Genomic DNA, 23078 nt, shown 5'->3' with positions numbered 1-23078 from the left:
CCCGCAAAAGGATGACGAGATGAACGCCAGAATGCTTGTCCTGCTGTTGCTGCCGCTTGCCGGTTGCTCCAGCACCAGCGATACCCGCTCGATGCCGGTGCAGATCCTCACGGCCGCACCGGCCAACGCCCAGGCCACCGACATGCCCAAGGTCGAACAGACCCTGCGGCCTCAGGACGTGCTGGATGTGATCTTCCACATCAGCACCACCGGGCCCCAGGCCTATCGGGTGCAGCCGGGCGACCAGGTGGCCCTGAACTTCACCGCCGCCAGCCAGCTCAACGGCACGCAACAGGTGATGCCCGACGGCAGCATCGAACTGCCAGGGGCCAACACCTCAGTGAAAGTCGCCGGCCTGACCACCGACGAAGCCCGCCTGGCGGTCCAGCGTGCCTATGACCAGAAGATGCTGTTCCAGCCCAATCGCAACCAATTGACGGTAATGGTGACCAGCCCGCTGAGCAGCGAGACAAACCTGCGCAACACCCTGACCCACCCGGCCACTGGCATGAGCCGGGAGATCATCGTGGGCCGGGATGGTTACGCAAGCTTCCCGGAAATCGGTGCCGTGCCACTGCAAGGCATGACCGTGACCCAACTGGAAACCTTCCTCAACGAGCGCTACGCCCAGTTGCCAGGCCACATGACCGTCGACGTGCTGCTCAAGTCCACCGCCGGCAACGAGATCTATGTCCTCGGTGAGGTGGCGCAGCCTGGTTCCTACCCGATCCGCCGGCCGATCTCAGTCCTCGAGGCCCTGACCCTGGCTCGTGGCACCAACGTCAAGGCCCGGCTCGACTCGGTGGTGATCATGCGGCGCAACGGCAACCAGGTCGAAGCCCGCCACTATGACGTGGAAAAAGCCCTGAGCGGTGACGCCTCGCAGATCGCCTACTTGCAGCCGGAAGACATGCTGTACGTGCCCAAGACCGGCTTGGCCAAAGCCGGTGAAATGGCTCGGCAACTGGCCGACGTGGTGCTGTTCCAGGGCGTTGGCGTCAGCCTCGGCTACCGCCTCGACAACAAAAACAGCGGCAACAACTGACCCAGGTGACCGATCATGAACCCCAAGGAAAACTATCTGCACGAGTTCTTCAGGATCTTCTTCGCCAACAAGCAGTGGGTGAAGCGCGTCTTCCTGATCTTCGCCGTGATCGCCCTGGTGCTGCCGTTGATGCTCAAGCAGAGCTTCGACATCACCGCCCAGGTGATCGTCCAGTCGAAAAAACTCTCCCAGGGCGACGCCACCACGTCGCTGAACCAGGAAAACGCCACCTTCATCCCGCCATCCCTGGCAGACATGGAAACCGAGAGCAATATCCTGCGCTCACCGGCGTTGATCCGGCAGACCATCAGTGCCCTGCGCGACCAGGGCGACTACACCCCAAGCCCAGGCATTCTCAACAAATGGGTGAGCGAGCCGCTCAAGATGTACATCACCCAGCCCCTGCGCGAGTACGTCATCAACCCGCTGCGCGATGGACTGGGGCTGGAGGTCGATCCGGTGCGCGACACCGTGCTCGATACGCTGACCGACGAGGCCATCGAAAACCTGAAGATCGAGACCCTGCCCGGCTCCAACGTCATCTCCATCGTCTACAGTTTCGGCGACCCGGCCCAGGGCACCCGGTTCGTGGCGCAACTGCTGCAGAACTATCTCAGCAGCCGCCAGGACCTGCAATCGATCGAACTGCCGCAGACCTTCTATGAGCAGAAGAAAGCCCAATACCAGACCCGCCTCGACGGCCTCGAAGGTACTCGGCTGGGGCTGTTGGAAAACATCGGCTCGTCCGATCCCAAGGAAGAAATCACCTTCCGCCTGAACGCCATCAACACCGAAGAACAGGCCCTGAACCTGTACCAGGATCGCCTGCTGCAAAGCCAACGCTGGCTCGATTACCTCAAGACCAGTCTGGCGGCGGCGAACAGCTCCCGGTTCAACGACTACACCTTCCCGTTCACCTTCACCACCACCGTGGACAACATTGCCTTCGAGGATCGGGAGATCAAACAACTGGGCGAGCAACTGACCAGCCAGGTCAGCCGCTACATGAATGACCTGGCGATCTTCCAGCCCAGCAGCGAACCGATGCTGCTGGCCCGGGAACAGATCGTCCGCACGCGCCAGCAGTTCCTGAAAGTGGTCAACAACCGGATCCAGGAACGCACCACCGATCTGGCGGTGGTCAGTTCGGTGATCAATCAGAAAGTCGAACGCATCGCCGCCTTCAAGGAGCGCATCCATCAGTTGCAGGAAACCCAAAGCAAGCTGCGGCAGATGGACACCGAGATCAACGCCTTGCATGCGGCCTTCTCCACCTACGCCCAGCGCTTCGCCGAAGCCAGCACCGCGCGCTCGCTGGACAACGACCTGTCCAACGCCCGGGTCCTGAGCCCGCCGTTCGAACCGACCGCTGCGGCCTTTCCCAAGCCGATGCTGATCATTGTCTTCGGCATGCTCAGCGGCCTGCTGCTGGCGATCGCCCTGGTCTACGTGCGTGAGTTCTTCGATCACCGCTTCAAGCACCCAGCGCAAATCACCCGGCAGTTGGAAGTGCCGGTGCTGCTGGTGATCAACGAACAGTCCCCCGAGCAGGTCAACCCGCACCGCAACTGGAGCCTGCCTAGCCTTGTCCATTGGGTGCGAAATTGAACGCGCCGTTCGACCCGCCCCACCACAGCGGCCCCCTGTCGATCATTCATCTGCTCGACAGCGGTGGCTTCTATGGGGCCGAGCGGATGCTGCTCGATCATTGCCTGGCAACGCCCGGACAGCACCAAGTGCTGTTCCTGGCGGCGCCGCCGACTTTGATCACACGTTTTCGCCAGGCTGGGGTCGATTGCCATCACTGCGCCAGTTGGGCCGAACTGTTGCAGCACCTGCGCCAGCGCCGGGACGAGCGACCGCTGATCAACACCCACAATTTCAAAGGGCTGTTGTTCGGCTGGTCGGCCGCCACGCTGCTGCGCCTGCCGCTGGTGATCACCCAGCATGGCTTCACGCCGCGCAGCCCCAAGCAGCGTTTCTACACCTGGCTGAGCCTGCAACTGTGCCGCACCGCCTCGGTCAAGCGAGTGGTCTGCGTGGCCGAAAGCATCGCCACGCTGCACCGCCGGGCCAGCGTGCGAGCGGAAAAACTCGACGTGATTCCCAACGGTCTGCCGGCGGTCACCGCGCCGCTGGCCCACCGCGACGACGAGCAGCACTGGCGGGTCGGCTATGTCGGCCGCTTGAGCAGCGAGAAAGGCCCGGATTTGTTCCTCGACGCCATGATCCCCCTGTGCCAGCGGCATTCGTCGCTGCACGCGGTGATGCTCGGCGATGGCCCGGAACGCCAGGCGCTGCTCAAACGCATCACCGACGCCGGGCTGCCCACGCGCATCGAATTACCCGGCTACCAGACCGACATGAACGCCTGGTGGAGTCGCCTCGACGCGCTGGTGATCAGCTCGCGCACCGAAGGCACCCCGATGATTCTGCTCGAAGCCATGCAGGCCGGCGTGCCAGTGGTGGCGTTCGGCGTCGGCGGCATACCCGACGTGTTGCAGGACCGCCATAACGGCCTGCTCGCGGCACCGGCCGACAGTGCGGACCTGGCGGCGCAGATCGAAACGCTGTTCAGCGAACCGCCCCTGGCACGGATCCTGGCCGACAACGCACGCCGCACCCAACAGGACCGCTACGACCTGCGCACGCTGGCTGAACGCTGGTCGCAGCTTTACATCCGCACGGCACGGGAGGCTCGCTCATGATTGTCCCACTCTCGATCATCAGCCTGCTGGGCCTGGTGTGCCTGGTGTTGCTGGCCAGCCCTTATCCGTTCCTCGCGCCGGGCGCGGTGCTCGGCCTGGTCGGCGTCGCCGCGCTGTACCGCAAGCCCGGCTGGGGTCTGTTGGGCATTGCCGCGCTGGTGCCATTCGAAGGCCTGTTCAAGGACAACGCGTTTTCCGGCAGCAAGTTCTTTGGCCTGGCGCTGATCCTGATCCTGATGCTGCAACTGGCCCTGCACCAGATTCCCGCGACACGCCTGCGCAGCAATATCTGGAAGCCTCTGATCGGCTTCATGATGCTGTACGGCCTGAGCCTGTTGATCTCGGAAAACATGGACATGTCCCTGACCCACCTGCGAGAGCTGACGGTGGGGCTGATTCTATTCGTGATCACCTTGCTGATCGGTCGTGAACTGAACCTGGAGCTGTTCGCCCGCCTCATGACGGTGAGCGTTTCCACCACATGCGTGCTCGCGATGTTCTCGGCCAAATATCAGGATCAGGGCCGCGCTTCCGGCCTGCTGGAGGACCCCAACGCCTTTGCGCTGTTGATTGCGTTCACCGTACCGCTGGCTTTGTGGCTGGTACTGCGCAGCCCGAACCTGTTGCACCGATTGTTCTGGAGCGGGGGTTTCATCCTGTTGCTGGGCGGCATGACCAAGACCGAGTCACGTTCCGGACTGGTGGTGCTGTTGCTCAGTCTCGTGATCGGCTTGTACCACTATCGTGCACAGCTGCCGCGCATCCGTCCGCGGCACCTGGGCTTCGCCATGCTCGGGCTGGCATTGATGATTCCCCTGGCGGTCGCGGTGATGCCCGCCGGCTACGTGGCACGCATCCAGTCGTTGAGCATACTCAGCGCCGGCACCAATGCCCACAAGGACGAATCCCTGGGCCGTCGCGCCTCGTACATCCTGGTCGGCAGCCAGATGATCCGCGAGAACCCGATACTCGGGTCAGGGCCCGGAACCTTCCCCCTGCACTACGCGCCCACCGGCTATGCCAAGGCGTTCTCGGCCAACCGCAAGCTGGGGGACCTGTATCGCCGGGCCCATAACACCTACCTGGAAATCTTCAGCGAAATCGGCGTGCCGGGCGGGCTGATGTTCGTCGGCATGCTTGGCCTTGGCCTGTACAACCTGCTGCACGCCCGTCGGCTCTGGTTGCAGCGCCGCGATTGGGAACAGGCGGACTTGCTGACGCACCTGGGCATGAGTTTCCTGTCGCTGGGGCTGTTCTTGATGTTTCTCAGTGCGCCGAACCACAAGTTGCTGTGGATCATGCTCGCCCTCACCAGCGTGTTGCGCTACGACGCCGAACAGGCCGCGCCACAGGAGGCTCGTCCATGAGTGGCGTCAGCATTGTGATCCCGATGTACAACGAGGCCCGGCACATCGGCCGGACCCTGCAGGCGGCCCGGGAAGCAGCCCGCCAGGCAGGCTTGGCGTGCGAGTTGATCGTGGTGGACAACGGCTCCGACGACCATGGCCCGCGCATCGCCAACGAGCTGGGCGCGCGGGTGCTGATCGTCCCGGGCGTGCATATCGGCGCCCTGCGCAATCGCGGCGCGGCTCTCGCCAGCGGCGATTGGCTGGCGTTCATCGACGCCGACATCGAAATGCCGGCCGACGGGTTCAAGCTGTTGCTGGAACTCGAAGGCAATCAGGGCGACGTACTGGGCCTGGACCTCGACACGCCCCGGCAGGCACCGTGGTTCGCCGAAGCCTGGCAGCGCCGCAGTCAACGCCCGGGATCACGCCTCTTGCATCGGGTGCAGTGGCTGCCCAGCGCCAACCTGTTGATGCGCCGCAGTTGGTTCGAGCGGGTCGGCGGCTTCGACGAAACCCTGCGCACCGGCGAAGACAAGGACTTTTCCCTGCGCCTGCGCCAGGCCGACGCGCAATTGCTGTTGGTCAACGAAAGCGTGGCCCTGCACTGGGGCTACGAAGGCAGTTGGCGCGAGTGGATGAGCAAGGAACTGTGGCGCCAGGGCAGTCATCTGCAATTGCTGCGCAGCCATGGCCCGAGCCTGCGCCTGCTGCGCTTCCCGGCCCTGTCCATCGGCGCTTGGTGCTTGGACCTGCTGGCCTTGCTCGCGGTGCTCCAGGGGCAGTTGCGCCTGGCGCTGATGCTGTTGCTGGTCACGGCGCTACCGCCTCTGCTGCTGAGCCTGCGCCAGAGCCGGCGCGACCCGCGCCTGACCCTGCAATTGTGGGCTTTGCATGGGGTGCGCCTGCACCTGACCGGCGCCGCCTTGCTGCTCAACCTGTGTCATTGGAACGTCAGGAGACCTGCCCGTGGCTGAATTCATTTATTGGTCGTGCCTGTTGTTGCCGGTGTACGCCTACCTCGGTTACCCCCTGATGCTGAGCCTGCTGGTGCCGCTGTTTCCGATCCGGCGCTACACGGGGGTGTTGCCGATGAACGTCAGCATTGTCATCGCCGCCCATAACGAGGCGCGGCACATTGAAGAGAAACTGCGCACCTTGCTCGCTCAGGATTACCAGGCGCACTCACTGCAAATCATCCTCGCCAGCGACGGTTCCACCGACGACACGGTGGCTTGCGCGCGCAAGGTGAGCGACCCGCGTATCACCGTGCTCGACCTGCCGCGCCAGGGCAAGGCCGCCGCCCTCAATACCGGTGTCGCCCACAGCCGCGGCGAGATCCTGGTGTTCACCGACGCCGACAACCAATGGGCCGTCGATACCCTCGGCCACCTGCTGGCGCCCCTGGGCGATCCGGAAGTCGGCGCCTGTGCCGGGCATATGGAAATCCCGGTGCCGGGCAAGGGCCTGAGCCTGGGCGACAGCCTGTATCGCCATTACGAAGGCTGGTTGCGGCGGGTGGAGAGCCGCACCGGCTGCATGGTCTCGGCTGACGGCGCCTTGCTGGCCCTGCGCCGGGAACTGTTCCAGCCGATACCGGCGCAGGTCAACGACGACTTCTTCCTCAGTACCTGCGCGCCAGCGGCCGGCAAATCCATCGTCTATGCCCCTCTGGCCCGGGTCACCGACCAGGGCGTGGACGAGGCCGACAAGCAGTTTCGCCGGCGCCAGCGAGTCACCGTTGGCGGATTGCAGAGCCTGGCCCAACGCCGGGAGCTGCTCAACCCGCTGCGTCATGGCCTTTACGCCATCGGGCTGATCAGCCACAAGTTGATCCGCCGCCTGGCGCCGGTGTTGCTGTTGCCCCTGTTGCTGAGCAATGCCTGGCTGTGGAACGACCATCCGTTCTACCGCCTGAGCCTGCTGGCACAGTTGTTCGGCTACGCCATGGCACTGATCGGCTTGATGGATGCCGACCACCGTTTGCCCCGACCCTTTCGCTTGGCCGCGTTCGTGCTGGTGACGCTGGCGGGCATGAGCATCGGGCTCTGGCAGTTCCTGCGGGGTCATCGCTACAGCCAATGGAACCCCGAGCAGAATCGCTAAGGAGAAGAGCCGATGTCGATTAAACAAGTCTTCAAGCGCACCGGCGGCTGGCTGTACCTGAACACGTCCCTGGGCCGCCACCCCCTGCGTGGTGCTGGCGTGATCCTGATGCTGCATCGCGTACTGAACAACGACCGCGCCGCCGAACTGCCCCACCGCAACGAGCTGTGCGTGGGGCCCGACGCGTTTGAACACTTGCTGACCTGGCTGCTACGGCATTTCGAGTGTGTGCCGCTGATGAGCTTGTTGCTGGCTGATCCGGAAAGCGTCCCGAACCGCCCGCGGGTGGCCTTGACCTTCGACGACGGCTGGCGCGACAACGCCATGAACGCCTTTCCGTTGCTGCGCCAATACCAGGTGCCGGCGAGCATTTTCCTGTCCACCGATTTCATCGGCAGTCGCCAGCACTTCTGGTGGGAAAGCATTGGCGAGACCCTGTGGGGCAGCCATGGCCAGGTGGCGCGGCATTCGTTGATCGAGCACTTGCAGCACGCCGGCCGCCCGTTGCCGGTGCTGCTCGATGACATCGACGACGAGCGTCGCAGCCTCGCGTTGCTGCATTACCTGCAAAGCCTCAAGAGCCTCGATCCTAGTACCTTGAGCGAACTCACCGACGCCTGCCCGCAGGGTTCCCAACCTCAGGCCCTGGACTGGTCCCAGGTGCGCATGCTCGAAGATTCCGGCCTGATCCGCTTCGGCCCCCATGGTGCCAGCCACGCGATTCTGACCGGGCTGGACGACCAGCGCCTGCACGAAGAACTGACGCGCAGTTGGACGGCCCTGGAAAACGGTTGCGCACAGCCCTTGCCGGTGTATTGCTACCCCAACGGCGATCACGATGCCCGCGTGCGCCAGCAGGTGGCGGCCCACGGTTTCACCTTCGCCCTGGGCACCGAGGCGGGGCTGTATCGCAACGACGGCGACCCCTTGAATCTGCCGCGCTTCGGCGTCAGTCAGCGCAATGCCCAACATCCTGAATTGCTAGCCTGGCGCATTCGCCGAGGGACACGCCCATGAGCCGCGCCCATTACCTCAAGCACCTGGCTCTGAGCATGGGCACGCGCCTGGCGATGATCGGCCTGCGCCTGCTGCGCAATGTGCTGCTGGCACGGATTCTCGGGCCCAGCGAACGGGGACTGTTTGCCTTGCTCAGCACCCTGCCGGACCTGATCAGCGCCGCCACCAGCGGCGGCCTGAATTCCGCCGTGGGTTATCAGGCGGCGCAGCAGCGTTCAATGGGTTTGTTACTCAGCCAGGTGCTGGTGTTCGGTTGCCTGCTGGCCGGGCTGCTGACCTTGCTGGTGGTGGCGCTGGTGCGCGAGTTCGGCGGCGAACTGGACATCACCACGCAACTGGGGTTGCTCGCCTGGCTGCTGTTGCTGGCCGTGCCGTTGACCGTGCTCAAAAGTGGCCTGCTGACGCTGCACAACGCCTCCGGTGGCGTAGGCGCCTTCAATGCCTTGCGCCTGCTGGAATCCCTGGCGCCCCTGCTGTTGTTTATCGCGCTGTTCTGGATGTGGAAAGACACGGCACTGGAAGCGGCGTTGATCAGTTGGCTGGCAGGCCTGAGCCTGGTGGTGCTGGCCGGTTGGGTGTGGTTGCGCCGCGATCATGTGGTCACCCTGCGCTGGGATCGCAGCCGTCAGAACGAACTGTTGCGCTACAGCGCCCGCAGCCACCCGGACCTGTTGTTCCAGCAAGTGATACTGCGCTCGGACTACCTGTTCATCGGCGCCCTGCTGGGCAGCACCGCCCTGGGTCACTACGCGATGGCCAGCGCCGCTGCCGAACTGCTGCTGATCGTGCCGGAAGCCGTCACCACGCCACTGATGAAACGCCTGCTGCAGCAAGACAGCGACATGCAGCGCCTGACCCCCCTGGCCCTGCGCCTGACCGCCACGGTGATGCTCGGCGCGTGCCTGGGCATGGCGCTGATCGGTGAATGGCTGATCGTCACCCTGTTCGGTGTCGCCTACCAACCGGCTTACCCCGCCTTGCTGGCATTGCTGCCAGGGCTGTTCGGGCTGTGCTACGCGAGCATCCTGCGCCTGGATCTGCTGGGCAAGGACCGACCCGGCACGGTGTCGCTGCTGATGGGCGTGGGCGCGCTGCTGAACCTGGCGCTGAACCTGATCCTGATTCCCCGCTACGCCATCGTCGGCGCCGCCGCCGCGTCATCAATCGCCTACCTGGGCGTGACCCTGGCACTGCTGGCGATGTACTGCCGCCTCAGCGGCGTGGCGCTGTGGCAGACACTGATCATCCTGCCCAGCGACTTGCTGCCGATGCGCCAGATGCTGCTGGGGAAATCGGCATGAGCATGGTTGCCCGCCAGACCGCCATCGCGAGCAAGCTCGCTCCCACAGGGTGCGGGGTTGTCCTTGTGAAGGTGGTGGGTCAGCTTGCATCCATGGTGAATATGCTGTCCTCTGTGGGAGCGAGCTTGCTCGCGATGGGGCCAGTACGGCATGGGTGGAAAATGGCTGCCGGCCTGTGCCTCTGGGGCCTGGCCTTGTTGGCCCATGGCGCGGCCATGCAATGGACCGGCATCCGCGACGGCAGCCTGTACTTGCAGACCGACCGCCCGGATTACGTGACCGTGCGCTGGGTACCCGCCTGGCAGGCCGACGCCAACACAGAACACCTGTACCTGCTCGACGGCCAGGGGCGCCTGGTGGGTGAACGCCTGATCAAGGCCGCCCAGGAACGTGGCGAGCAGCAGTGGCCTTTGCTGCCGGGGGCCGCCAGCTATCGCCTGGAAATTCCCGGCTACAGTTTCCGCCGCTACACCGTCGAACACGACGCCCATACCCGGGCGCTGTTCGCCCCTGCCAAAGTACATTTCAATGCCGAAACCCACGACGGCGATGAGCTGTATTTCAAGGTCGCCCCCGGCGAACAGGCCGTGCTGGCGGGCAAGTTCCACGGCGGCGTGCGTAGCCTGCAAGCCCGGCGCGTCGCCGACGGCAAACAGGTGCAGTTGAACCTCAAGCCGTATCCGGTCTATGGGCAGTTCGATCAAGTCGCCCTGCCCGTCGCCAATGTCGAGCAAACCTGGCGCCTGCAATTGCAGGGCAACGGCAAGGCGGCATTCTGGCTGGATGGCACGGCGAACCTGTTCGCCCAAAACCCAGAGCATCTGCAACCGCTGCGCCAGGACCCGGGGCAGGCGCGCCTGAAACTCTATGGCAATGTCCTGGGAACAACCCCGAAACTGGGGGTCTACCTACCCTACGTCATGCCCCCGCCATCGGCCTACCCGGTGATCGAAGCCATCAAGCCCCAGGCCGCCAGCTACTACAGCATGGTCGACATCACCGCAGGCAGGCCGGACTATGAAAATCAGTTTCGGCGCCTGTACCAGGACCACTTCGGCATCACCCGCGACATCACCCTGCTGGCTGGTAGCGCGCGCAAGGCCGACCTGCAGGCCGACCGTGTCAGCATCAACGGTTTGCAAGCCTGGCTCAAGGCGACCCGCGCCCTGGGCGGCAAAGGTGTCCACTACCTCAGTTTCGCCGATGAGCCGAACCTCAATTACCCAGGGTTCGCCAGTTTCCAGCAAGTGTTCCAAAGCATGGCTGCCCAGGTCCGCGCCGATCCTGCCAACGCACGTGCCGGTGTCCGCATCGCCATGCCGGCCAGCTCCCGGTTCACCAACGGCCCCCTCACCGAAAATGCCGCTGACAAGCGCGGGATCGACTGGGCACGGCGTCTACTGGCGACGTCCGACGACCAGATCGACGCCCTGGCCTGGCACGAATGGATGATCCGCGACCTGCTGGCAACGCGGGTCTATCGCCATAGCGTTCGTCAGGCTGCCCACCTTGTGGGATTGAATAGCCAGGGCCGTCCGCGCAAAACCTTACTGCTGGACCAGACCAACATGTCCAGCGGCTCAAGCCTGAGCCCCTACGATCAGGAAACCCACTACGCGGCCCTGTGGTGGACATCCGTGGTCATCAACGCCTCGGCCGACGGCTGGCTGGACATGCTCAACTGGTTCATGCTCGCCGACGAAACCGAGTACCCCAAAGGCATGGTGCGGGTGCTGGACAACCAGCACTTCGAACTCAAGCCGGCGGGGCTGGCCCAGCAGTTCATCCAACAGCATTGGCTCAACCAGGTACTACGCCTGGATAACGACGCCTTCGAAGTCGACGTGCTGGCCATGGCCTCCGACGCGAGACGCAGCCTCCTGGGCGTGAACAAAAGCACGCGCCCGCAACAGGTCAGCCTGGACGGCGCATCCTGCCCCCAGGCGCATGCAGAGCTAGTGTATTTCGGCCCTGACAACCAAAGCCGCAGCGCCCCGTTCAACTGCGAAGCCGGGCAGATCCGTTTTCTCCTGCCAGGGGAAACCGTGTTTGCCCTCGGCTGGACCGCCCTCTCTTCCCCCCAACCCGCCACCCGTCAGGAGGCACCATGAGCGTTCTGCAAGCATTACGTGATGGCATTCAGAAAAAAGGCCTGCGCGCCGTTCTCAAACAGCTGTTCAGGCGCTACGTGTTTTTCCACACCCGACTGGTGTGGCTGGAGCACGATGTGCGGACCCCACTCCCCCCGCATAACCTCAAGCCCTACCCACCGATGCGCCTGGAGTTCATCACAGTCGACAATGCCGATGCTTTTGCCCGGCACTTCGGCGACCGCGTCGAAACCATGCGCGAGCTGGCGGCCGAAGGCTACACAGGCTTGATGTACCTGGATGCTCAGGGCGACACCGTGGGTTTCGCCTGGGGCAGCACGCGAGACTATTTCGACCGCCATTTCTATCGCTGCAACTTCCCGATCAAGCCTGGCGAGTACTTTCAGTTCGGTGGCGAGATGATCCGCGCCTACTGGGGTTCCAGCATGTCGGCGGACATGCAGTTGCAAATGTGGAAAATCATGGCGGACAACGGCTGCGACACGATGGTCGATGTCTGCGATTTGCAAAACACCCCGGCGATCAAGATGCACCTGCGCATGGGCTTCCAGGAGCGCGGCAAGATCACCCACGTGTATCGCCTGTTCGGTCGCTGGCGGTTTTTCCGCGATGCGTTCTACCGCGGCTCGGCACTGAACGCCTTTCGTAAACCGACCCCGCCGCTTGCATCGACTGCGCCGGCCTGATGTCCATGGCAATCCAACTCCCCATCGCGAGCAAGCTCGCGATGGGGTCTTTCCCCAACCGGCCCCCGCCAGGAGGCACCATGAACGTTCTGCAAAAATTGCGTGATCGCATTCGGAAAAAAGGTCTGCGCGCCGTTCTAAACCAGCTGTGCAGGCACTACGTGTATTTCCACGAACAACTGGTGTGGATGGAGCGCGACCTGGTCAGCCCGATACGGCCCAACAACCTCAGGCCCTATACGCCGTTGCGCCGGGAAATCATTACCACCAGTAATGCCGATGCCTTCGCCAGGTACTTTGGCGACCGCGTCGAGACCATGCGCGAACTGGCTGCCGAAGGCCACACCGGGCTCATGTACCTGGACGACAAGGGCAACACCGTCGCTTTCATCTGGGGCAGTACACGGGACTATTTCGACCGCCATTTCTTTCGCTGCTGGTTCCCGGTCAAACCGGGCGAGTTCTTCGAGTTCGGCGGTGAGCTGTACCGCGCTTACTGGGGAACCCAGCTATCGGTGGATTTCCAGCTGGATCTGTGGAAAGCCATGGCCGAGCAGGGTTGCAACAAAGTGGTCGACGTCTTCGAGCTGAGCAACATTCCAGCCGTCAAGCTGCACCTGCGCATGGACTATCAGGAGCGCGGCCAGATCACCCATATGCATTGCTTGTTCGGTCGCTGGCGTTTTTTCCGTGACTCGTTCTACACCGGCTCGATACTGGACTCCTTTCGTAAACCGGCCAAGCCGGTTCCATCCACTGCGGCGGCCTGACGTCCATGACCATCCGGTTCCAATGGTGTCGCTCCCTGGGCGCGGAGGACTTTCCTGTATCAGCTTATGAACAGCTGCGAACCCAGGTGGCCGACGCAACGCCGTTCAACACCCTGGCCTGGCTGCAAGCGGCGGAATTTGCCCTCTTGCCTGATCAGCAATTGCATGTGTTACTGGGCTGGCAGGACCAGGACTTGTCGCTATGCCTGCCCCTGGTTTCGGGACATGAGCGTATCGGCGGACTGCGGTTCCGGGTGTTGCATCACTTGGGTTACCCCTTGGCCGACCGCATCGCCCTGCTGGTGCGCCTGGATGCCGAGGGCATGGGCCAGGCACTGATGCAGATCCGTCAGCAGGTGCCCCACGCGATGTTGCAACTCAATGAAGTGGTGGAGCCGGTCGGCGAGCAAAGCGTCCTTAGTGCCTGGATGGCACTGAGTTCCACCGGAGAGCGGCGACTCAGCTGCCGGGTTCCAGTGCACTTGATCAGCGACAGTGATCATCAGGAAGTCTCTGGCGATCCACGCTACAAGCTGCGTCGGGCGCGCAAGCGGATCGCCGCTTGCGGTGCCGAAATCCGCCGAGTGACGCCGGACGCCATCAGCATCGGACAGCTGTTGCGAGCCTTGGCCGACGTCGAGGCCGCCAGCTGGAAAGGCGAGGAAGGTGTCGGCATCTTCGCCGACCCCAGGCGCCGGCAATGGATGAACCATGCCTTTACCGCTCTCGCCGCCCAAGGACAGGTGCGGGTGGTGATGCTGGAGCTGAACGGTGAATGCATCAGCTATCGCCTCGGCCTGCTGGACCAAGGCCGATTGTATGACTACAACCTGGCGTTCCTGCCGCAGCACGCCGACCTGGGCAGCGGCCGGGTATTGCTCGAGGAGTGGATTCGTTGGGGGTTGGACGAGAACTGGCGCTGGATCGATGCATCACGGGTCAGCCTGGAGAACTCCAGCCATCAGTTACACGAACGCATGACCGGACAACTGGAACACTGGCGTTGGAGTTTTTATTCCTGGCAACCCGATGGCCTGATCCTCGGGCTCGCCTTGCGACTCTGGAAAAGTCTTAAACCCTGGGTTCGCAAACACCCTCCCCAAAAAACCACGGCGACAGATTCCCCCTCTATCCCCAAGGAACAGGAGACCTCGCATGCCCCGCCAAGTGATCATCAACGCTGACGACTTTGGGTTGTGTTTCAGCGAAAACGCGACAATCGTTCGAGCCTTCGAAGCAGGGGTGATCAGTTCCGCCACCGTCATGGCCAATATGCCGGGCTTCGAACAGGCGTGTGTACTGGCCCGACTGCCCCGGCTCAAAGGGCGCATCGGCCTGCATTTCAATCTCAGCCATGGGCAGCCATTGAGCCAGGCCATACAGTCGCGCCCGGCGTTTTGCGATGGGGACGGCCAGTTCGCCTTCAGCCTGTCACGCTATTGCCTGCATCTGGGCTCAAAGGACCTCGCCGCAATACAGGACGAACTGCAGGCGCAATGGCAACGTTGCCTGGACCACGGATTGCGCCCAAGTCACCTCGACTCCCATCAGCACGTACATAACATCTGGCCCATCGGAGCATTGGTGGCGCGCTTCGCTGCGCGGCAAGATGTCCCCATTCGCCTGGCGCGCAACCTCGGACCAAACCTGAATGTCCCCAAGCGCATCTTCAAGACCTTACTCAACCGCCGCCTGCGTCGTCTGTGCGGCGCGACGGCCGACTATGTCTGCACGCCAGCCGACTTGCAGCACGCCGCAGCACCGGACCATGGTTTGCTGGAAGTGATTGCTCATCCAGTGCAATTGGATGGGGATTTCGGCGACACCTACCTGGCTCCTGGCTGCTCGTTGACCCAGGTGCTGCATCAGCGCCTGGCGGGGGTACCGAAGGTGGGGTATGGCAACACTGAGCGGACGTTCGAGCTGGTTCAGCTTGAGGATGCGTAACGCCCCCTGCCATAGAGGCTTGATCGTGGGGAGGGGATTCATTCCCTCCCCACAAGATTCTCAATCACCGCAGCACACCCCCACCAGCGAAGCACGGCGATCGATGGCCTCGCGCAACCGACGCTTCTGCGCCTCCCAGACGTTGGCATCTACCCGGGGTGAACGCATCAGCGCCAGCATGGCCTCCTTGGCGCTGACGTATTCGCTCCACGCATCCCGGGCCTTGAGACTGCGTCTTTCTTCATCGCTCATCTCCATGCGCCGCAGGGCCAGGGCACATTCGTCCTGGATCAACGGCCCGAGGGTCATCTGGATCTTGTGGGGAGCCCTGAAACACGTCTCTCCGGCAATGATATCCCGCGCCCGGTCCAGGCCCCACTCCAACGCCTGGGCCAGCGGTTCATGCAAGGTGCGGTCGTAGAATTCCTCGACCCACACCTGCGCGCTCGGCCGATGGACACCGACAAAGACCTGGGTCATGCCCTGGAGATTGATCCGCGCCTGGACCTCGACTTGCGTGCCGTCCTCCAATAGTTCTTCGTGGTCGCGGCCCGGCAGCCGGCTGTTAACCCAGAGCCAATACTGTGCGCTTCTACGTCGCATCGCGTTGTCCTCCCCTGAAGGAATAGGGAGTAAGGCACAGGGGTTGGGGATTTTCCAGCACCGAAAAGTGCGCTTCAGACGAATGACAGTCGCAAATCCCTGCGCCGTTTTCGGAGAATCTGCTACAAGGCATCTTTGGTTTCGAATAGCGAAGGGCATCGATGTCTTCACTCTTACTTTCCGGCCTGAAACGCCGCTGGTTGGCCTGGCTGTGCATGGGCGCATTGATGGTCGGCCTGCCGGTGGGTTGTGCCGTGTTGCAGCATAAGGAGCGTGAACTGGTCTTTCGCATCGAACCGGGGACGGCGAGCTGGTTCAGTGGGCTGCCCAGCGGCGTGCAGGAGTTCGATCTCAAGCCAAAAAGCTTCAAGGCCGGGGAAAACATCCACGGCTGGTGGTGGCCGGCCGAACGCAAGAATGCACCGGCCATCCTATATTTGCACGGTGTGCGCTGGAATTTGACTGGCCAGTTGTTTCGTATCCAGCAACTGCGGGCGCTGGGCTATTCGGTGCTGGCCATCGACTACCGGGGCTTTGGCAAAAGCCAGGGAGATCTGCCATCGGAAGCGAGTGTCTATGAAGATGCGCGCATCGCCTGGGAGCATCTCGAAGCGCTGCAACCGGACCCAAGCCTGCGGCTGATCTATGGTCATTCCTTGGGCGGCGCCGTCGCGGTGGATCTCGCTGCGCAGCTCGGTCAGCAGGCAGCGAAAGATGGCAAAGCCCAGGTCCGGGGCCTGGTGATCGAATCCACGTTCACCTCCCTGGGCGATGTCGCCACCGCGATGGCGAATACATCCCTGCCGGTGCGCTGGTTGCTGTCGCAGAAGTTCGACTCCATCGACAAGATCGGCGAGATCAACATGCCGCTGCTGATTGTCCATGGCGCCGCCGACGGCTACGTGCCGCCACGCTTCAGTGAGCAACTGTTCAACGCCGCCCGGGAACCCAAGCGCCTGCTGCTGGTGCCCGGGGCGACGCATAACAACAGCATGAGCCTGGCGGGCAAAAACTACCGGCAGGCGTTGGATGCCCTGATGAAAAGCGCCCCCGCCCCCATGGCCGGAAACGCCCCCACCGGCCCGGCCAAAGCGGGCTGACCCACGGAAATATCCACGCCTCTGCTGTGGGAAGCGGTGGGTCAGTGATGGAATGTTGGGTGTGCCGCCGCCATCGCGAGCAAGCTCGCTCCCACCGTTGAGAACACCTCGAAAAAAACGGTGGGAGCGAGCTTGCTCGCGATGGCAGTGGGTCAGGCGACGATGAACCGTCAGGATCCCGCGCCAAACCGATCACGGCTGTTGGTCAGGTGCAGCCACATGGCGGCGCGGGCGGCGTCCGGGTCCTGGCGCTTGATCGCGTTGAAGATCGCCTCGTGCTCAAGGTTGGCCAACTGCGCCAGCTTGCTGAGATCGGCCTGGCCGCGCTCGGCCACGTTCACGCGGGTCCGGGGAATCATCGCACTGCCCAGGTGCTGCATGATTTCGACAAAACAGGCGTTGTCCGTGGCTTCGGCGATGAGCAGATGGAAACGCCGGTCGGCTTCGACACAGCTGTCGTTGTTGTTGGACAACCGCTGATAGTCATCCAGCGCCTGGCGCATCTGCTGCAACTGGGGTTCGCTGCGGCGCTGGGCCGCCAAGGCGACGGCCTGGGTCTCCAGGCCCAGGCGCAGTTCCAGGATCGCCCGCACCCCCGCGGCGGTGTCGACATTCAGGCGCAACCCTGGCTCGCCGGTTTGCGCCAGCACGAAGGTGCCGATGCCGTGGCGGGTCTCTACCAGCCCCGAAGCCTGCAACTTGGAAATCGCCTCGCGCACCACCGTCCGGCTGACGCCATGGGCCTGCACGATGGCACCTTCCGATGGCAGCTTCTCACCCGGTTTCAACTGCCCCAGCAAGATGCTCTGGCTCAGCTTCGTCACCAGGTCATGGGCCAGGTTATGGGTACGCTTGCGCAGGGGCGCGTCGGTGTCTTGCGGCATCGCCGGGGTTCCTCGAAAACAGGCTGACTGATCGTATCACCAGCCTACGTCGGAAATCTCATCGTCAAGCCATCAACTTGTATGACAACACTCAAGATCAGCCCATCAGAGCAAAAATCACCCCTTCAAAAAACGGCTTCGCGCAAGCCCGACAGACGCTGGATAAAATCACAATAGCCGGACACCCCCAACAAATACGGCATAAAAACGCCATTCACCTAATCCAATGATGCTGAAAAACCGCTTGTCATCCAAAAAAATCAAGTTGTATGATGTCTATCAACATCGGCACTTGCACGATGCCCCGCATAAAAATAACGAGTGGGAGAAAAACCAGTGAACACATCCAGCCCCAAGGCGAATGCCGGCGCGGATCCGGTGCTGCTGTCGGCCATTTCCAAGGTCAAGCGCCACATCCTGCCGCTGTTCGTCATCATGTTTATCGTCAACTACATCGACCGCGTGAACATCGGCTTCGTCCGTGCCCACATGGAGCACGACCTGGGGATCGGTGCCGCCGCCTACGGCTTAGGCGCCGGCCTGTTCTTTGTCGGCTACGCGCTGTTCGAAGTCCCGTCCAATATCCTCCTGCAACGCATCGGCGCTCGCATCTGGCTGACCCGCATCATGCTCACCTGGGGCCTGGTGGCGGCGGCCATGGCCTTCATCCAGAACGAAACCCACTTCTACATCCTGCGCTTTTTGCTGGGCGTGGCCGAAGCCGGGTTCTTCCCTGGGGTGATCTACTATTTCACCCGCTGGCTGCCCGGCGTCGAGCGTGGCAAAGCCATCGCCATCTTCCTCAGCGGCTCGGCCATTGCGTCGCTGATCTCCGGCCCGCTGTCGGGGCTGCTGCTGCAAATCAACGGCCTGGGCATGCACGGCTGGCAGTGGATGTACTTCATCGAAGGGATGTTTTCCGTCTGCCTGTGCGTCTTCGTCTGGTTCTGGCTGGACTCCAAGCCCCATGACGCCAAATGGCTGAGCCGTGAAGAACAGGATGTGCTGGTCAAGGCCATCGACGATGAACAACGGGCACGGGAAGCTGCCTCGCCGATCAAACTGTCCATCGGTCAGTTGCTCAAGGACCGCCAGATCATCCTGTTTTGCCTGATCTACTTCTTCATTCAATTGACGATCTATGCCGCCACGTTCTGGCTGCCGAGCATCATCAAGAAAATGGGCGAACTGAGCGACATTCAGGTCGGGCTGTTCAATTCGATCCCGTGGTTGCTGTCCATCGTCGGCATGTACGCCTTCGCCTCGCTGTCGGCCAAGTGGAAATTCCAGCAGGCCTGGGTCGCCGCAGCCCTGTTGATCGCGGCGGCCGGGATGTTCATGTCCACCACCGGCGGACCGATTTTCGCCTTCGTCGCCATCTGCTTCGCCGCCCTGGGTTTCAAATCGGCATCGTCGCTGTTCTGGCCGATTCCCCAGGCTTACCTGGACGCCCGGATCGCCGCCGGGGTGATTGCCCTGATCAACTCGGTGGGCAACCTCGGCGGGTTCGTCGCCCCGACTACGTTCGGCCTGCTGGAAGAGCACACCGGCTCGATCCAGGGCGGCCTCTATGGCCTGGCGGCCACCTCGATCATTGCCGCGATCATCGTGTTTGCCGCACGCAACACGCCCAAGCCCAAAGCCGTGACGACGCCGTCCGATCCGGCCACCAGCCACCTCTGATCATTCGATTGCCAAGGATAAGTACAGATGAGTATTCCTGAAACCCGCAAAGCCCCGATCATCACCAGCATGCAGGTCGTGCCCGTGGCCGGCCATGACGGCATGCTGCTGAACCTCAGCGGCGCCCATGGTCCGTTCTTCACCCGCAATATCGTCATTCTCAAGGACAACGCCGGCCACACCGGCGTAGGCGAAGTGCCCGGCGGCGAGCGCATTCGCCAGACCCTCGAAGACGCCCGCTCGCTGGTGGTCGGCAGCCCCATCGGCACGTACCAGAAGATCCTCAACACGGTCCGCCAGGCCTTCGCCGACCGTGATGCCGGCGGCCGTGGCCTGCAGACCTTCGACCTGCGCATCACCATCCACGCGGTCACTGGCCTGGAAGCGGCGCTGCTGGATCTACTCGGCCAACACCTGGACGTACCGGTCGCCGCCCTGCTCGGCGAAGGCCAGCAGCGCGACGAAGTGAAGATGCTCGGCTACCTGTTTTATGTCGGTGATCGCCAGCAGACCGACCTGGCCTATCGCAGCGAACCGGACGCCGACAACGACTGGTTCCGCGTGCGCCACGAAAAGGCCCTGGACGCCGACGCCGTGGTCCGCCTGGCCGAAGCGGCCCAGGCCCACTATGGCTTCCAGGACTTCAAGCTCAAGGGCGGCGTGCTCCAAGGCGACGCAGAAATCGAAGCGGTCACGGCATTGGCCGAACGTTTTCCCCAGGCACGCATCACCCTGGACCCGAACGGCGCCTGGTCACTCAAGGAAGCGATCCGTTTGTGCCGTGACCAACACAACGTGCTGGCCTATGCCGAAGACCCTTGCGGTGCCGAGAACGGCTATTCGGGGCGCGAGGTCATGGCCGAATTCCGCCGCGCCACGGGCCTCAAGACTGCGACCAACATGATCGCCACCGACTGGCGCGAGATGGGTCACGCCATCACCTTGCAGTCCGTGGACATTCCCCTGGCCGACCCGCACTTCTGGACCATGCAGGGTTCCGTGCGGGTGGCGCAGATGTGCAACGAGTGGGGCCTGACCTGGGGCTCGCACTCCAACAACCACTTCGACATTTCCCTGGCAATGTTCACCCACGTGGCCGCCGCGGCACCGGGCGACATCACCGCCATCGACACCCACTGGATCTGGCAGGACGGCCAGCGACTGACCAAGGCGCCCTTGCAGATCCAGGGCGGCTGCGTACAGGTGCCGAAAAAGCCGGGGTTGGGGATCGAGCTAGACCTCGACCAATTGGCCAAGGCCCATGAGTTGTACAAAGGCATGGGCCTGGGGGCGCGGGACGATGCGGTGGCGATGCAGTTCCTGATTCCGGGCTGGACGTTCAACAACAAGCAGCCGTGCCTGGTTCGTTAAAGCGACCGATATCCCTTGTGAGAGCGAGCTTGCTCGCGATGGCGGTGGGTCAGCCACATTGCTGTCGACTGACACTCCGCTATCGCGAGCAAGCTCGCTCCCACATTGGGATTCATGAGCGCCACCGTCATCGTTCGCCTTCAGGCTTTTGTAAAACCTAACCCTCCGGCCGCATGATCAACACCGCCAACGGCGGCAGGTTCAGTTCCAGCGACAGGGCCTGGCCATGGCTGGGCACCTCTTCGGTGAAGGCGCCGCCGCCGTTGCCGTAGTTGGAACCGGCGTAGGTGTCGGCGTCGCTGTTGAGCAATTCCACCCAACGCCCGGCGAACGGCACGCCGACCCGGTAGGCCTCGCGCGGCACCGGGGTGAAGTTGGCGACCACCAGCACCGGCCGCCCCTCCTTGCTCCAGCGCAGCCAGGCGTAGACGCTGTTGAGCGCATCGTCGCCAATCAGCCACTGGAAGCCCTGCGGCGCGTCATCCTGGTCATGCAGCGCCGGTTCTTCGCGGTACAGCCGGTTCAGATCGCTCACCAGCTTCTGCACACCCCGATGCTCAGGGTATTGCAGCAGGTACCAATCCAACTGCTGGTCGTGGTTCCACTCGCGCCATTGGCCGAACTCGCACCCCATGAACAACAGCTTCTTGCCGGGATGGCCCCACATGAAGCTGAGGTAGGCCCTCAGGTTGGCGAATTTCTGCCAGCGGTCACCGGGCATCTTGTCGATCAGCGAGCGTTTGCCATGGACCACTTCGTCGTGGGAAATCGGCAGTACGAAACGTTCGGACCAGGCATACACCAGGCCGAAACTCAGTTCGTTATGGTGATGGGCGCGGTACACCGGGTCTTGCTGGATGTAGTGCAGCGAATCGTGCATCCAGCCCATGTTCCACTTGTAGGCAAAACCCAGGCCGCCCTGCTGGGTACTCTGGCTGACCCCCGGCCACGCGGTGGACTCTTCGGCGATGACCAGCGCACCGGGGGTTTCCAGCGCCACCACATCGTTGAGGTGCCGGAGGAAATCGATGGCTTCGAGGTTTTCCCGACCGCCGTGGCGGTTGGGCACCCACTCGCCGGCCTTGCGCGAATAGTCGCGGTACAACATCGAGGCCACGGCATCCACCCGCAGGCCATCGACGTGGAAATGCTTGAGCCAGTGCAACGCCGAAGCCAGCATGAAACCGTGCACTTCGGTGCGGCCCAGGTTGTAGATCAGCGTGTCCCAATCCTGGTGGAAACCCTCCAGCGGGTTGCCGTATTCGTACAGCGCGGTGCCATCGAACTGGGCCAGGCCGTGGGTGTCGGTGGGGAAATGCGCCGGCACCCAGTCGAGGATGACGCCGATATTGGCCTGGTGGCAGGCGTTGACGAACGCGGCGAAATCGTCGGGCGATCCGAAGCGTGCCGTTGGCGCGAATTGCGACAGCGGCTGATAGCCCCAGGAGCCGCCGAACGGGTGTTCCATGATCGGCATCAGCTCGATGTGAGTGAAGCCCAGATCCCTGACATACGGAATCAGCCGCTCGGCCATTTCATGCCAGTTGTATTGCCGGGCCACCTCGCCCGCTTCGTCGATTTCGCACTGCCAGGAGCCGGCATGCAACTCATAGATCGACAAGGGCGCGCCCGGTAGCTGGCGTTCGCGACGACTCTGCATCCACTCGTCGTCCTGCCACTCGATCATCAAGGGCGAGGCGACTTTCGACGCCGTGTCCGGCGGCATCTGCGTGGCCAGCGCCACCGGGTCGGCCTTGAGGGGCAGGATGCCGTGGGCGCCGAGGATTTCATATTTGTAACCTTCACCGGGGCCAAGCCTCGGGATAAAGATCTCCCACACGCCGGATGGATAACGGATGCGCATCGGATGCCGGCGCCCGTCCCAGACGTTGAAGTCCCCCACCACCGAGACGCGTCGTGCATTCGGTGCCCACACGGCGAAGCGCACGCCCTCGACACCGTCGACGGTGGTCAGTTGTGCACCGAGGCAGGAACTGAGGTCGCGGTGATTGCCCTCGGCGAACAGGTAGAGGTCCATCTCCCCCAGCAATGGGCCGAAGCTGTACGGGTCTTCGGCAACCTGCTCGCCGCCGGCCCAACGGGTGCGCAGCAAGTACGCCTGGGCGCGATCGAAATGGCCGACGAACAATCCCGGGGTTTCGGTGGGTTGCAGTTCCCCCAGCTCTTCGCCGCCCTCCCGGGCCAGCACATGCACGCTCAAGGCGCCAGGCAGGTAGGCGCGGATGAACTGGCCGCCGGCGCCGTCGCCATGGGGACCCAGGATGGAAAACGGATCGTGATGTTCGGCGCGCACCAGCGCGTCGATGTCATGGAGGGCCGGCAACAAGGATTCATTGGCCTGCCCCTGGGGTTCTTTGTTCGAGACGCTCATGATTCTCT

The 23078-nt window shown here is 62.9% G+C and carries 19 protein-coding genes; 16 read left to right on the top strand and 3 right to left on the bottom strand.

Annotation, left to right across the window (positions count from 1 at the left end):
* Positions 1-19 precede the first annotated feature (19 nt).
* The 13 genes from BLQ55_RS17030 (at position 20) to BLQ55_RS16970 (ending at position 15037) form a co-directional block, all read left to right on the top strand.
* The gene (locus BLQ55_RS17030; RefSeq protein WP_092255301.1) at positions 20-1045 is read left to right on the top strand and encodes a polysaccharide biosynthesis/export family protein; all 1026 of its coding nucleotides are present in this window, start codon (positions 20-22) and stop codon (positions 1043-1045) included.
* 15 nt (positions 1046-1060) lie between these two features.
* Positions 1061-2653 (top strand): GumC family protein, encoded by a 1593-nt coding sequence (locus BLQ55_RS17025; RefSeq protein WP_092255298.1) that lies wholly within the window; start codon positions 1061-1063, stop codon positions 2651-2653.
* On the top strand, positions 2650-3753 hold the full coding sequence (locus BLQ55_RS17020; RefSeq protein WP_092255295.1) for a glycosyltransferase family 4 protein: 1104 nt from the start codon (positions 2650-2652) through the stop codon (positions 3751-3753). Before BLQ55_RS17025 ends, BLQ55_RS17020 begins: the two co-directional genes overlap by 4 nt.
* Complete coding sequence (locus tag BLQ55_RS17015) at positions 3750-5120, top strand: O-antigen ligase family protein (RefSeq protein ID WP_092255292.1); 1371 nt, start codon at positions 3750-3752, stop codon at positions 5118-5120. Before BLQ55_RS17020 ends, BLQ55_RS17015 begins: the two co-directional genes overlap by 4 nt.
* Positions 5117-6076 carry a glycosyltransferase gene (locus BLQ55_RS17010; RefSeq protein ID WP_092199144.1) on the top strand — a complete coding sequence of 320 codons (960 nt, stop codon included), beginning with the start codon at positions 5117-5119 and terminating at the stop codon, positions 6074-6076. Before BLQ55_RS17015 ends, BLQ55_RS17010 begins: the two co-directional genes overlap by 4 nt.
* Positions 6069-7205 (top strand): glycosyltransferase family 2 protein, encoded by a 1137-nt coding sequence (locus BLQ55_RS17005; protein ID WP_092199147.1) that lies wholly within the window; start codon positions 6069-6071, stop codon positions 7203-7205. The genes BLQ55_RS17010 and BLQ55_RS17005 overlap by 8 nt, the downstream gene beginning before the upstream one ends.
* 12 nt (positions 7206-7217) lie before the next feature.
* A complete protein-coding gene (locus BLQ55_RS17000; RefSeq protein ID WP_092199150.1) occupies positions 7218-8222 on the top strand; it encodes a polysaccharide deacetylase family protein in 1005 nt (334 codons plus the stop codon).
* A complete protein-coding gene (locus BLQ55_RS16995; protein ID WP_092255289.1) occupies positions 8219-9523 on the top strand; it encodes a lipopolysaccharide biosynthesis protein in 1305 nt (434 codons plus the stop codon). The genes BLQ55_RS17000 and BLQ55_RS16995 overlap by 4 nt, the downstream gene beginning before the upstream one ends.
* Before the next feature lie 161 nt (positions 9524-9684).
* Positions 9685-11634 carry a hypothetical protein gene (locus BLQ55_RS16990; protein WP_256326595.1) on the top strand — a complete coding sequence of 650 codons (1950 nt, stop codon included), beginning with the start codon at positions 9685-9687 and terminating at the stop codon, positions 11632-11634.
* Entirely contained in the window at positions 11631-12320 is a 690-nt protein-coding gene (locus tag BLQ55_RS16985; protein ID WP_092199156.1) for a GNAT family N-acetyltransferase, read from the top strand. Before BLQ55_RS16990 ends, BLQ55_RS16985 begins: the two co-directional genes overlap by 4 nt.
* An 80-nt stretch (positions 12321-12400) precedes the next feature.
* The gene (locus BLQ55_RS16980; RefSeq protein ID WP_092199159.1) at positions 12401-13090 is read left to right on the top strand and encodes an N-acetyltransferase; all 690 of its coding nucleotides are present in this window, start codon (positions 12401-12403) and stop codon (positions 13088-13090) included.
* Between the two features lie 5 nt (positions 13091-13095).
* A complete protein-coding gene (locus BLQ55_RS16975; RefSeq protein ID WP_092255286.1) occupies positions 13096-14274 on the top strand; it encodes a GNAT family N-acetyltransferase in 1179 nt (392 codons plus the stop codon).
* Entirely contained in the window at positions 14246-15037 is a 792-nt protein-coding gene (locus BLQ55_RS16970; RefSeq protein ID WP_092255283.1) for a ChbG/HpnK family deacetylase, read from the top strand. The genes BLQ55_RS16975 and BLQ55_RS16970 overlap by 29 nt, the downstream gene beginning before the upstream one ends.
* 60 nt (positions 15038-15097) lie before the next feature.
* Here the strand turns inward: BLQ55_RS16970 and BLQ55_RS16965 are convergent, their stop codons facing one another.
* Positions 15098-15640, bottom strand: coding sequence for a hypothetical protein (locus tag BLQ55_RS16965; protein WP_092255280.1), 543 nt, complete (start codon positions 15638-15640; stop codon positions 15098-15100).
* Positions 15641-15801: 161 nt separating this feature from the next.
* Between BLQ55_RS16965 and BLQ55_RS16960 the strand changes: the two genes are divergently transcribed.
* On the top strand, positions 15802-16740 hold the full coding sequence (locus BLQ55_RS16960; RefSeq protein ID WP_256326594.1) for an alpha/beta hydrolase: 939 nt from the start codon (positions 15802-15804) through the stop codon (positions 16738-16740).
* A gap of 170 nt (positions 16741-16910) precedes the next feature.
* Here BLQ55_RS16960 and BLQ55_RS16955 read toward each other — a convergent pair whose 3' ends face one another.
* Positions 16911-17624, bottom strand: coding sequence for a FadR/GntR family transcriptional regulator (locus tag BLQ55_RS16955; protein WP_092199170.1), 714 nt, complete (start codon positions 17622-17624; stop codon positions 16911-16913).
* A gap of 336 nt (positions 17625-17960) precedes the next feature.
* Here BLQ55_RS16955 and BLQ55_RS16950 point away from each other — a divergent pair, with 336 nt between their 5' ends.
* The gene (locus BLQ55_RS16950; protein WP_092199173.1) at positions 17961-19307 is read left to right on the top strand and encodes an MFS transporter; all 1347 of its coding nucleotides are present in this window, start codon (positions 17961-17963) and stop codon (positions 19305-19307) included.
* Between the two features lie 27 nt (positions 19308-19334).
* Positions 19335-20678, top strand: a complete 1344-nt coding sequence (gene gudD / locus BLQ55_RS16945; protein WP_092255277.1) for a glucarate dehydratase — start codon at positions 19335-19337, stop codon at positions 20676-20678.
* Between the two features lie 157 nt (positions 20679-20835).
* Here the strand turns inward: gudD and glgB are convergent, their stop codons facing one another.
* Positions 20836-23070, bottom strand: a complete 2235-nt coding sequence (glgB, locus tag BLQ55_RS16940; protein WP_092255274.1) for a 1,4-alpha-glucan branching protein GlgB — start codon at positions 23068-23070, stop codon at positions 20836-20838.
* Positions 23071-23078: the final 8 nt, after the last annotated feature.

The sequence above is a fragment of the Pseudomonas sp. NFACC13-1 genome (assembly GCF_900104425.1).
GTDB lineage: Bacteria > Pseudomonadota > Gammaproteobacteria > Pseudomonadales > Pseudomonadaceae > Aquipseudomonas > Aquipseudomonas fluorescens_AA.
Note: the sequence above shows the minus strand (reverse complement) of the source record. Positions and strands in the feature narration are given on the sequence as shown.